Annotated in this window: 10 protein-coding genes; 6 read left to right on the top strand and 4 right to left on the bottom strand. The window is 48.2% G+C overall.

Annotation, left to right across the window (positions count from 1 at the left end; translation table 11 throughout):
• The first annotated feature begins 26 nt into the window (after nt 1-26).
• From DF182_RS24255 to DF182_RS24235, 5 genes are all read left to right on the top strand, one after another.
• Nucleotides 27-2,888, top strand: coding sequence for a TonB-dependent receptor (locus DF182_RS24255; protein WP_113618370.1), 2,862 nt, complete (start codon nt 27-29; stop codon nt 2,886-2,888).
• An 84-nt stretch (nt 2,889-2,972) separates the two neighbouring features.
• Nucleotides 2,973-3,821, top strand: coding sequence for a helix-turn-helix domain-containing protein (locus tag DF182_RS24250; RefSeq protein WP_113619709.1), 849 nt, complete (start codon nt 2,973-2,975; stop codon nt 3,819-3,821).
• Nucleotides 3,822-3,898: 77 nt separating this feature from the next.
• Entirely contained in the window at nt 3,899-5,233 is a 1,335-nt protein-coding gene (locus DF182_RS24245; RefSeq protein ID WP_113618369.1) for an amidohydrolase, read from the top strand.
• Nucleotides 5,234-5,306: 73 nt separating this feature from the next.
• On the top strand, nt 5,307-6,035 hold the full coding sequence (locus tag DF182_RS24240; RefSeq protein WP_113618368.1) for an SDR family oxidoreductase: 729 nt from the start codon (nt 5,307-5,309) through the stop codon (nt 6,033-6,035).
• Between the two features lie 39 nt (nt 6,036-6,074).
• Complete coding sequence (locus DF182_RS24235; protein WP_113618367.1) at nt 6,075-6,659, top strand: Crp/Fnr family transcriptional regulator; 585 nt, start codon at nt 6,075-6,077, stop codon at nt 6,657-6,659.
• Between the two features lie 109 nt (nt 6,660-6,768).
• Here DF182_RS24235 and DF182_RS24230 read toward each other — a convergent pair whose 3' ends face one another.
• The 4 genes from DF182_RS24230 to DF182_RS32780 form a co-directional block, all read right to left on the bottom strand.
• Complete coding sequence (locus DF182_RS24230; protein WP_113618366.1) at nt 6,769-8,346, bottom strand: DHA2 family efflux MFS transporter permease subunit; 1,578 nt, start codon at nt 8,344-8,346, stop codon at nt 6,769-6,771.
• A 164-nt stretch (nt 8,347-8,510) separates the two neighbouring features.
• Complete coding sequence (locus tag DF182_RS24225; RefSeq protein ID WP_317048439.1) at nt 8,511-9,635, bottom strand: HlyD family secretion protein; 1,125 nt, start codon at nt 9,633-9,635, stop codon at nt 8,511-8,513.
• 25 nt (nt 9,636-9,660) lie between these two features.
• Complete coding sequence (locus DF182_RS24220) at nt 9,661-11,016, bottom strand: TolC family protein (protein ID WP_113618364.1); 1,356 nt, start codon at nt 11,014-11,016, stop codon at nt 9,661-9,663.
• Nucleotides 11,006-11,638, bottom strand: a complete 633-nt coding sequence (locus DF182_RS32780; RefSeq protein ID WP_113618363.1) for a TetR/AcrR family transcriptional regulator — start codon at nt 11,636-11,638, stop codon at nt 11,006-11,008. The genes DF182_RS24220 and DF182_RS32780 overlap by 11 nt, the downstream gene beginning before the upstream one ends.
• A gap of 295 nt (nt 11,639-11,933) precedes the next feature.
• Between DF182_RS32780 and DF182_RS24210 the strand changes: the two genes are divergently transcribed.
• Complete coding sequence (locus tag DF182_RS24210; RefSeq protein ID WP_113618362.1) at nt 11,934-12,413, top strand: hypothetical protein; 480 nt, start codon at nt 11,934-11,936, stop codon at nt 12,411-12,413.
• The last annotated feature ends 304 nt before the right edge of the window (nt 12,414-12,717 follow it).

Below are 12,717 nucleotides of genomic sequence, written 5' to 3'. Positions count from 1 at the left end.
GCTTAAATTAAAGCAAAGCCCCATGTATGATCCTCAAGAACCTGTTACTCCTGTGCCTCCTGTTATGCACGCACTATGCCATCGGCCAAAATCAACGGATTACCGGTAAAGTTACAGACGCCACCACCGGCGCACCGCTGGAAGGTATTACTGTAAGGGTAAAAGCTGCACTCAAGGGCACCCAGACCAACAAAGACGGTATCTATCAGCTGGAAGTTCCACCCGGTAGTATACTGGAATTCAGCGCTATAGGTTTCAAAACCCAGGAAACTAACGTCAACGGACGTACGGAAGTAAACGTACAGCTGACTACAGCCGCCACCGAACTGACACAGATCGTTCTGGTAGGTACCCGTAGCAGCGGCCGCGCCAAAACCGAAACACCGGTACCGGTGGATGTCATCAACATCAACCAGGCAGGGCTGCCCAGCGCCAAAATGGAGCTGACCTCCCTGCTCAATGCCGCAGCGCCTTCGTTTAACTACAACAAACAAAGTGGCAGCGACGGCGCCGACCAGATAGATCTGGCCACCCTCCGCGGCCTGGGTCCTGATCAGACGCTGGTGCTCATCAACGGTAAACGCCGCCACCAGACAGCGTTTGTAGCCGTATTTGGTACCCGCGGCCGGGGCAACTCCGGCACCGATCTCAACTCCATTCCCGAATCGGCCATCGACCGCGTGGAAATACTCCGCGACGGCGCTTCCGCACAATACGGCTCCGACGCCATCGCCGGTGTTATCAACATCATCCTTAAAAAAGACGTCAACCACCTCTCCATTAATACCGGCTACGCCGGCTTCTTAGACCCGAAATACAATACCTATTATAAAAAATCACTCAATCAATACGAATACGGCAATGCTATTGATGGCAATACCTTCAGCATCGGCGCCAACTATGGCCTGCCTATCGGCAAACACAACGGCTTTATCAACTTCTCCGCCAACGTCCTCAGCCTCAGCAAAACCTTCCGGCAGGTACTGGACACTAACCTGAACAATACCAACGGATTGCCCATCAATGCCGGACGCCGCGCCCATGGCGATGGCTCCGTCACCACCGGCGGCGGAATGGTCAACCTCGAAATACCCGTTGGCACCAGCAATACGACCGTTTACGCCTTCGGCGGATATAACTACAAAGCATCTGACGCCTACGCCTATACGCGTACACTCCATGGATACAATCCACTCGCCAGCGGCCATACCGACCGATTCCCGCTGGGCCCGGGCGGCAGCCTTATTTTTTACCCTGATATCATGAAAAGCATCCCCACACCTGGCGGACCAGCTGACACGATTTTCAACCCACATATACAAACACATATACAGGACGTTTCCCTTTCTGCCGGCGTTAAAGGCAGCACCGCCAACAACTGGAAATGGGACCTGAGCAACACCTTCGGCAGAAATGATTTCCGCTTCTTTGGTGATAAAACTTTTAACGCATCCCTGGGAAGTGCCACCCCTACTCATTTTAATGATGGTGGCTTTTCCTTTACACAAAATACTGCCAACCTCACCTTCTCCAAAGACATTCCTCATATAGGCGCAGGCTTCAACTTAGCCCTGGGTGCGGAATACCGCTACGAACAGTATCGCATATACGCAGGAGAAGAAGCTTCCTACACCAACTACGACCCTACCTATAACCAAGCTACCGGTGCACAGGGATTCCCGGGCTACCGCCCTACCGATGTGGTGAAAGCCAACCGCTCCAATATCGCCGGATTTGTGGACGCAGAATGGGATATTACCCGCAAGTTCCTGCTGGGCGGCGCTGTCAGGGTAGAGAACTACAGCGACTTCGGTTTTACCAGTAACTATAAACTGGCAGCCCGCTACAAGGCGGCTCCCGGTTTTAATATACGCGGCTCCGTTAGTACCGGCTACCGTGCCCCTTCCCTGCAACAGATCAACTACAGCTCACAGTTTACCAACGTGCAGGGTGGCCGTATCACCGAAGTGAAAATAGCCCCCAATAGCAACGCTATCACCCAGGCAGCCGGCATCCCGGCACTGAAGCAGGAAAAATCTTTTAACGCCAGCCTGGGCTTCTCCCTTAAACCAATCTCCAACCTCACCATCACCCTTGATGGTTATCTTGTAAAAGTAAAAGACAGGATCGTATTGTCAGGGCAGTTCAATCAGGGGGATACCACGCTGGACAACGGTTTCAGGAACGCGCTTAAAACCCTGCGCATCGATAATGCTCAGTTCTTCGCCAACGCTGTCAATACCACCAACTATGGCCTCGACATGGTAGTGGACTATAACAAAAAATGGAACGACCAGCATTTCCGCGTATTGTTCACTGGTAATATCCAGCATATGAACATCGATAAGATCAATGTGCCGGACAAACTGAATGACAGCTATCTGCACCGCGGAGAGTTTTTCAGCGAGCGGGAACAACACTTTGTGCTGGCCTCTGCCCCTCCTGCCAAACTGGGATTGAATGTGGAATACGGTATTAAAAAACTCAGTGTAGGCACTCGCGTTACCTACTATGGAAAAATCGTACTGCTGGGTTACGGCTTTGCCGGTGACCCTGCCAAAGAAGGCTCCGGCCTCCCTGGTGATCCCAACCTGGCCGGAACAGGTATCAGCCCGATGGTAGCACTGGACAAAGATGGCACACTGGTCCCCGAACAGTTTAATTACAGGGGCAAAGCGGTAACCGACCTGTACGCCAGCTACCGCTTCTCCTCCCGTATAACCTGGTTCCTCGGTGCGGATAATATCTTCAATGTGCATCCTGACCTGGGTTATGTACCCGGCGCCAAGTTATCGGCTTACGACGGTGAAACCGGTGGCCCCTGGGACGCCGTCCAGATGGGCTTCAACGGTACCCGCCTGTTTACCAAAATTGCGCTCAGCTTTTAACAGCATCAAAAAATAAATCCCATTAAGTTCAACAAGCAAACACATCCCGGGGCCTTTGCTCCGGGATTTTTGTATTTTACGCAGATGAGTGCAAAAGAGCATTTCCCGATATTCGGGATCAGGGCGTTTCAGGATAATGTGCAGAACGACTGTAGTTTTCTGTACCATGAGCTCCGTGGAGAGAGATATATTGAGAAACCCCATAAGCACGATTTCTTCGTTTTTCTCCTGATCGAAAAAGGTAGCGGTACCCATTCCATCGACTTCATTGATTACAAGGTGGGAGCTCATCAGATACATCTGCTGTTCCCTGACCAGGTGCACCGCTGGTCTTTCGGTAAAAATACCGTCGGATATCAGCTGATGATTTCCCGTCCGGCATTTGAAGCCTTCTCCCATTCGCTGCGTTTCTCTGCTGTGCTTTATCAGCATCACCCGGTGATTGAGCTGGCTCCGGAAGTTTTCCGGCAGCTGCTCTACGAGTTTAAATCCATACAAAACGAACTGAACAAACAGCCCGTGCACTGGGAGATCATCCATCTGAGAAATCAGCTGATTGCCCAGCTGATAAGCCGGGAAGCGGAAAATAAATTTGAAGATATGACGGTATACCGTACCAAGCCGGTACTGTTAAAATATCTTTCGCTGATCAATGCTAATTACAAAGAGCAGAAGTCGGTAGCCTTTTATGCAGAACAGCTGAACATCTCCCCTAATTACCTGAATATCCTTTGTAAACGGCATTTCCAGGTGCCTGCTACCTTTCTGATCCAGAACCGGGTGATGCTGGAAGCCAAAAGGCTGATACTGGCTTCTGATAAAACTATCAAAGAGATCGCTTTTGAACTGGGCTTTAATGATCTGGCCTACTTTTCGAATTTCTTTAAAAGCCAGACCGGCGCTTCACCCCGTCAGTTTAAGGAACAGTTATAAATTTTACAAGTTCTGGCATAAATCGTTCATCAATGCTGACTTTGTGGGGATTAACTTTGTTTTAAAACCGAAATACCATGTCATCAATATCCCGCAAAGACTTCATTAAAAATTCCTCCATACTACTGGCCGCCGGCAGCAGCCTGCTGACAGGGAGTACAGCCCGGGCAACAACAGCTGAAACATCAGCCACACCCGCTATTGCCCCCGGCAAATCCTTTACACTTAGAAACGTTCGGCTGGAAACAGGCTTCGAATATGAAGAAGGTGAAGTGACAGGTACCAAAACAGAACTGTTCTCCGTCGAAATCAGCAATGGTAAGATAAAAGCGGTATTGCCCAACCAGCCCAATGCCAAAGCCATTGATGCCAAAGGCTGGCTGATGCTGCCTTCCTTCCGCGATATGCATATCCATCTGGACAAAACCTTCTACGGTCTTCCCTGGAAAGCACATCTCAAAAAAAATAAATCAGTAAAAGACATGATCGCCTTTGAACAACAGGTGATCCCCGAACTGCTGAAAACATCCACTGCCCGTACCGAACAACTCATTGAATTGCTACAATCCAAAGGTACCGGCTATGCCAGAAGTCACGTCAATATTGAGCCTACTTCCGGTTTAAATTCACTCAAAAATCTGGAGAAGGCACTGGAAAATAAAAAGGCTTCCTTTACAGCAGAGCTGGTGGCCTTTCCGCAGCATGGCCTGTATTATACGCCTTCCACCGAACTGATGAAAGAGGCCGCCAAAATGGACATCGATTACATTGGCGGTCTGGACCCATATACCATCGACGGCAGCATTGAAAAAAGCATGGACTTTGTAGTGCAGCTGGCCCTCGATCATAACAAGGGCATCGACATCCATCTGCATGAAGCGGGTGATTCCGGCACCAAAACCATTGAATACCTGATCAATAAAGTCAATGAAAATCCGGTACTGAAAGGCAAGACTTATATCAGTCACAGTTTTGCGCTGGCGAAAATGGATAACAGCAAACTGCAGGAAGTGGCTGAAAAGCTGGGTAATGCACGCATCGGCATTATGAGTACCATTCCATTTGGTAATACGATTATGCCTATTCCTACGCTTTACAAATACGGTGTAGAGGTACAGGCAGGCAACGACTGTATCATCGACCACTGGAGCACTTTCGGTTCAGGCAGCATTCTGCAGAAAGCCAACCTGGTGGCGCAGCTTTATGGATACAGTACAGAATTTGATCTTTCCAGATGCCTGAAGATAGCTACCCACAACATACTTCCGCTGGATGATAAAGGTAACCGTCAGTGGCCCAAGGCAGATGATAAAGCAGACCTGGTACTGGTAGAGGCGAGTTGTTCTGCAGAAGCGGTATCTCGTATTTCACCAATAAAATCACTGATACACCAGGGTAATCTGGTATTTTAACACCTACTCCTTTTTTACCATTTGGTAAACAGGCCCGTTTGCCCGCTAAGTAGTTTTGTCAGAAATCATATTTATGACAGCACATACATTAGCAGGTAAACGGGTTATTATTTTGGGTGGGACTTCCGGCATAGGTCTGGCCACCGCACAGGCAGCAGCAGCAGAAGGTGCGCAGGTGGTGATTGTTTCCAGCAACCGGCACCGGATAGCACAGGCGTTACAACTATTGCCGGCAGGCTGTTCCGGGCATGCGGTGGACCTTAGTAAGGAAGAAGAAATCAAAGCTTATTTCGGCCAGGAAGGTGCATTCGACCATCTGGTATATACCGCGGGTGAAAACATCCGTATCGGCAGGCTCTCCGACACAGACCTGGAGCGGGCGCGCGAATATTTCAACATCCGCTACTGGGGTGCTGTAGCGGCGGTCAAATATGGTTCCCCGCATATACGGCTAGGAGGCTCTGTAACACTTACCTGTGGTATTGCCAGCATCCGCCCCGGTGCAGGCTGGTCATTGGGCGCCAGTATCTGTGGTGCCATGGATGCATTCTGCCGCGCGATGGCTGTAGAACTGGCACCACTGCGGGTAAACATTGTATCTCCGGGTGTAGTGAAGACCAATCTCTGGAACAGCTTCAGTGAAGAAGAAAGGACTGCGTTGTACGAAAGTGTAGGCAGTGGCCTGCCTGTACAACGGGTAGGTGAAGCAGCAGACATCGCTCAATCCTATCTCTACCTGATGAAACAACAGTTTGGCACCGGCCAGACACTGGTGGTAGATGGTGGCGCGGTGCTGGTATAAACACATTTTGTTTAACTTAGTCCGCTACGATATTCATCTATGGAACATAAAATATTCCAGGCCCTCATCGACTTCCTGCAGCTCTTTGGCAACATCAGCGCTGCCGACCAGCAGGTGATAAACACCCACTGCAGCTATCGCCAGGTAAAAGAAGGGACTGTATTACTGGAAGAAGGCAAAGTGGCCAGGGAATTGTTTTTTATCAGTGACGGTGTACTTAAGATCATCAACACCAGCGATAAGGGAAACACCGTCACCCTTTTTTTCCTGAAGCGTAATCAGTTTTGTACGATACTGGGAAGTTTTACCAGCAGCACACCGGCTCAGGAAGGCATTGTTGCCGCCTGCGACAGTGAGGTGATTGTATTCAGAAAAGAAGCGCTGGAAGAATTAAATAAAAAGCTCCCTTATTTCGGAAATCTTGTGAATGCTATCATCCAGCAGGGGCTGCTGGACAAAATACAGACCCGTAATGCACTGGCAGGAGAAGATGCTACTACCCGCTATCGTAAGTTCCTGATCCGTCAACCGGACATCGCGCTACGTGTATCCCTAAGCGATATAGCTTCTTATCTGGGTATTACCCAGCAATCTCTCAGCCGTATCCGGCGCAACTTCCACTGATCATCTTTCTAAAAAAATAAAGCCCCGATGAATATCGGGGCCTATTTACCTAAACCTACAACTGTTACACTGTTATTGCAACAATATTTTATGTTGAAAAACAAGATCGTTAGTGCATAGCAGACGGATCGAGTTTTGCAGCTTTCTTAGCTCTTACCATCAATACGAAGGGGATACAGATGAGGAACATGAGTCCGAGGTAGAGGAACACGTCCATGTAAGACATTACAGCTGCTTGTTTGGCGATGCTGTAGTCGATTACCTTGTATCCGCTTTTGAGGGCAGTACCGGCGTCCATGCCTTTGGCAGCGAAGTTGTGTGCCATGCCATTTACGCGGTTCATCACATCGGGGTTGTTGGTATCCAGTTTGGCCACCAGGTCGTTGCGGTGTACCATATTCTGACGGGCCATGAAGGTAGTGATCAGGGCCACGCCGAAGGAACCTCCCAGCTGACGCATCATACCGGTGAAGGCAGCGCCCTGGCCGATCTGCTGACCTTTCAGAGACGACAGCGCCAGTGTGGTAATCGGGATAAAGAGCAGACCCATACCTACCCCGCGTACGATCAGCATCCAGAAGAATGCCTCTTTACCGGTATCGGAAGGTGTGATGATCATATATCCCCACAAACTATAGACGAAGAACAATAACATCCCTAATGCCACCAGGTATTGTTGCGGTACTCCTTTTTCCAGGAGTTTACCGATGATAGGCATCATGAAAGCGGTAGTCAGTGCGGCCGGAATCATGAGCATACCAGACTGTGTGGCGGTCCATCCCAGCGTACTTTGTGTATACAGCGGGATGATGAAGGTAGAACCATACAAACCAAAACCGAGGATAAATGATAGTATCGTACCTACCCGCAGGTTACCGTTTTTCAGTACCCGCAATTCCACGATCGGGTTTTTGTAAGTGAGTTCTCTCCATATAAAGAAGAACAAAGCCATAACGCTGGTTACAGAGAACAGGGTGATGATGGGGTCGTTAAACCAGTCATCTTCCTGACCACGTTCCAGTACAAACTGCAGACAGCCGACGGTAACGGCAAGCAGCAGGATGCCGAGGAAGTCGATTTCATTGATGGCTTTCTTCGCAGCATATTTCGGGCTACGTACAAACTGCAGGGTAAGCAGTGTGGCAATCACACCGATAGGGATGTTGATATAGAAGATATATGGCCAGGAATAGTTATCCGTGATATAACCTCCGAGCGGCGGGCCCAGCGTAGGGCCGATGATCACACCAAGACCATAGATGGCCTGTGCAACACCTCTTTTTTCGGGCGGATAACTTTCTGTAATGATTGTCTGTGATGTTACCAGCAATGCACCTCCCCCGATACCTTGTATGAAGCGGAAAAGGATCAGCTCCCACATGACCGTTGCGTTACCGCAGAGGAAGGATGAAACGGTGAATATGATAATAGAGGCAGCGAAGTAATTGCGGCGGCCAAACTGTGCGGAGAGCCAGCTGGTCATTGGTACGATGATTACGTTACCGATAGCGTAAGCGGTGATCACCCAACTGATTTCACTGAGTGTGGCGCCCATGTTACCGCGCATGTCGTTCAATGCCACATTCACGATAGTGGTATCTACGATTTCCAGCAGTGCGCAGAAGATAGCGGTGATCGTGATGATCACCCTGCGCGAGCCGTATTCTACCAATGATTCTTGTTGCATGCAGCGATTTATTTTGAATGAATGCAGGGCGACCAGGAATTAATAATTAATGCCGGTTTCAGGGCCTGTCTGATGGATTATTGTTCTGCTAATGGTTTCCGTTCAATATCTAATATGTCGCGGATTAACTATTAACCCCTGGTCGGGATGCATTCATGTATGAATTAGTTGAGATGCACGTCTACCAGTACGTTCATGCCCGGGCGTAAGCGTTTTATCAGCTCATTGTTCGGGTCATCGAATTCGATTTTTACAGGAAGACGTTGTACTACTTTTACGAAGTTACCGGAAGCGTTATCCGGAGGCAGCAGGGCAAATTTAGCACCGGTGGCAGGTGAGAAGGAAGTCAGTTTGGCTTCCAGCGGAGTGCCTGGGAAAGCGTCTACATGAACGGTCACTTTCTGTCCGAGCTTCATTTTGTCGAGCTGTGTTTCCTTAAAGTTGGCCACTACCCATGGAGCGGTGTCCATTACTACACTGAAAAGAGACTGACCAGCGGAGATATACTGACCTGGCTGTACAAATATTTTTGATACAACGCCATCTTCAGGAGCAGTGATCACAGTATAGGACTGTACCAGTTTAGCATCGTCCACATCTGTTTCTCTTTGTTTGATGGAAGCATTGGCCAGGCTGATTTGCTTGGAGGTAGCGCTGCTCTGGGAAGACACTACAGAAGTCTGGCGGTTGGCCGCAGCTTTCTGTTTCACCAGTACGTCGAGCTGACGTTCAGCGGTTTGTTTGGCAGCCAGTGCCTGTTCGTACTGTTGCTGGGTGATAGAGTGGTCCTTGATCAGGTTGTTGTAACGTTCGTAGTCCTGATTGGCTCTCCAGATATTTACTTTGGCAGCTTCGATCTGTGCGTCGATGGTGCCTACGTTGGCCTGTGCTGTGCTGATACCGGCTTCGGCAGCGGAGGTGGTTGCTTCTGCAGCACCCAGATTGGCTTTGGCGGTACCCAGCGCATTTTCTGCCTGTTGTACTTTCATAGCCTGATCACGGTCATCGAGGACTACCAGGGTATCACCTTTTTTTACGTGTTGGTTATCTTTTACTCTTACTTCCTTCACAAAACCTGATACTCTTGGAATAACAGGGCTCACGTTAGCATCGATCTGGGCGTTGTCTGTTTCTTCGTGGTGCAGACTATGGATGTATTTAGAGATACCGAACGCGCCACCACCCAGTACCAGAGCGGCCAGAACGATCACGAACCCTTTGCTGCGCTTTTTAGGCGCGGAATTTTCCTGCATGGTTATATTATTAGTAGCTTTTGTTTGCGTTTCCACAGCTTTGTAGTTTATTGGTTTGTTGTTATTTGTTGTTATCGAGTACTCCCGATGCCTGTAACAATTTGTTGTAGGCTACCAGCGCATCTGCCTTTGCAAAGGCGTAGTTCAGATGGGACTGGAGGTTAGCCACATCCGCATCCAGCAGGTCGGTGGTAGTGGCCAGATTGTTATCATGCTTATTTTTAGTGATCCGGTAATTCTCTTCTGATTGTTCTATTGCCTTAATGTAGGTATCCATTTTTTTGCGGCTCAGCAGGTAGTTTTCGTAAGACTGCACCACATCGAGGTGGATGGCGTCTGTAAGCCTGGCCTGGTTGGCTTCCAGTTCAGCGAGCTGGGCTTTGGCGCTGGCTACCTTGCTACCTGTTTTCCAGAGGGAAGCAATGTTATACTTCAGACCTACCCCTGCAGTCACCGCGTTGGTGATGGTTATCACGTTGGGGATATAAGCGGCGATATAACCACCGGTGAGAGCCAGGGAAGGATAATATTCTCCTTTGGTGGCTTTTACATTAGCGTTGGCTGCTTTTTCCTTAGCGGAGAGGGAGCCGGCGTCTTTACGGTTCTGATAAGCCAGTTGTTCAAATTCTTCCACACCTCTGGCGTCCAGTTTATCATCCATTTTAAAGACGGTAGTGTCTAGTTGCAGCTCTGTTTTGTCGGGCAGTCCCAGCATGATGTTCATGTTGAGGTTTGCTACTTTCAGGCTGTTCTGAGCGTCCATCAGGGACAGTTCATAATTGGACTGTTGCAGCTCTGCTTTTAAGAGATCGTTGCGTGCCAGCAGACCGTTCTTTTCCAGGTTGGAGAAGTCTTTTACGCGTTGGGCAGACTGTTTCAGGTTTTCCTGCATCAGTATTACCGCCTGGTTTGCTTTATAAAGGTTGCTGTAGGCGGCGATGGTATTCTGGATGACATCATCTTTGTCTTTATCAGCGTCCAGTTTTGCAGCCTGAGCGAGGTATCTGGCAGCTTCCTTACCGCTTTGTATCATCATACCGGCAAATACAGGTACAGATACATTGGCTATACCGTAAGCGGCCTGATTTACTTTGGGTGCTTCCATCGGAGCAGCGCCGGGGCTACTGTTTCCTTTTGCAAGCTTCAGATCGATGTTGGGTTGTGTGAGGCGCAGATAGGAGCCGGAGATGCTGGCGTCGGGTAACTGACGTTCGTTAGCCGTTTTTACGTTGGCGTTGGCCGCCGCTATCCTGGCCTGGCTTGCCTTCAATTGTTTGCTGTTTTGTATACTCAGCGATATGGCTTCATTTAACGAAAGCGGTTTTACGCTTTGAGCGGATGCTGCCTGAAAGACGAGCATCAGCGCGATTCCGGATGCAAGCGCATATAATCGTGTGTATATGCTTCTAGAATTCATGTGTTAGGATTGCTTTAAACAATTTTTTTAAATGAGTGCTCAATCTGAGCCTTAAATATTCTTTGAATTCCTGGTCGTCCATATGCTCGTATTCCGTATAGGTACGTAGCAGGTACTGGGCAGGTATGGTCTGGTGAATGGTTCCGAACAGTGTTGTCATCAGCATTTCCACATCCACATCCTTATAAAAGATACCGGCATCCTGGGCACTGGTAACGATCGGGCGCATCAAACCCAGCATTTCGCCCTTCAGTTGCCAGATGAGATCCCGTACCGGGCTTTGCTCCTTGTTCAGTTGTTCCCGGCTCATAATGCACTGGAAATTCTGTTCACTAAGCATTTTATTGATAAACCTGTCGATCAGGGAGTATATTTTTTCCAGGGGGGCCATGGTATCGTTCTGGACCAGCTCATTGATGAATATGCGGGAAGCATTCATCCTGAGTCTGAAAACAGCTTCCAGCAACTTATCCTTGGACCCGAAGTAATAGGATATCATGGCAATGTTAACATCTGCTTCCTGGGCTATGTCTCTAACGGAAGTGCCATGAAAACCTTTATCTGCAAACAGCTTTTCCGCCACCGTGATGATAGATAACTGTTTTTCGTTATACTCTTCCATGTTCCCTTTTGATTTGACGAAGCAAAGTTAAACAAACGTTTAATTTAAACAATCGTTTATTTAAACGTTTATTTAAATTTTTATAATTTTAATTCTTATAATCATGTTAATCAATTATTTACAAAATAATTTTAAGGAGATTTTAAGCTAAACTTTTAACATTGCTTTAAAAGTGCGGAATATTGTATCAGTGACACAAATAAGAAGACGAACAGTAACCGATAATATTGCTACAGGTGGAAATGAAATTTTATATAGAAATTTTTTAATTTAATGCAGATTATTTTTTACCCTTATGGCTACAACACGCTCTTTTCCTCCCGGCATCATCCTGCTTACCTGGATGCTGGTCGGCACCCTCGATCTGCTTAGCGCCTGTGTCCAGTTTGTACTGGTAACCGGCAAAAGTTTTGTCAACGTACTCCTGTTTGTCGCAAGCGGCGCATTTGGCAAAGATGCCTTCAGCGGCAACCCCGCCATGCCCTGGTGGGGAGTGTTTTTTCATTACTGTTTTGCCCTCTTCTTTACCCTGCTTTTCTTTTTCCTGTATCCCCGTATACCGGAAATGCGGAAAGTCCCTTCCGTAACCGGGCTGATATACGGCATCTTCGCCTGGATCGTGATGAACCTGCTGGTGATTCCTGTCAGCAGTATCCCACACGGACCTTTCCGTTTAGCCAATACCGTTATTGGCATGTGTATTATTATGGTGATGATCGGCCTTCCCATGGGGCTGATGGCAGGAAAATATTATCAATATAAATCCAGGGAGTAAGGGTGTGCTTATTCTGAAGAAATAAAAAAAGGGCGGGCGCTATCAAGATATAAGCCCGCCCCAGCACATCTCAACAAATTGCAAGATGTTGTACCTGTTTATCAACCGTTAATTTAAATGATGTGAACAGAATATAATATCGTCAACCGGCGACTGATCGCCGGAATAATGTCTTTTGTCATTAAATAACATGAAAGCCGGGTAAAACAAGACAATTAAACAGTGATCGTGAATGCCCTGGTCCGGATTTTCACAGGTAACCTAATTAACAGAACAAGAGAGCAAAATGTTCAGCAACTGTTCA

Origin of the sequence: Chitinophaga flava, assembly GCF_003308995.1 — a bacterium.
GTDB lineage: Bacteria > Bacteroidota > Bacteroidia > Chitinophagales > Chitinophagaceae > Chitinophaga > Chitinophaga flava.
Note: the sequence above shows the minus strand (reverse complement) of the source record. Positions and strands in the feature narration are given on the sequence as shown.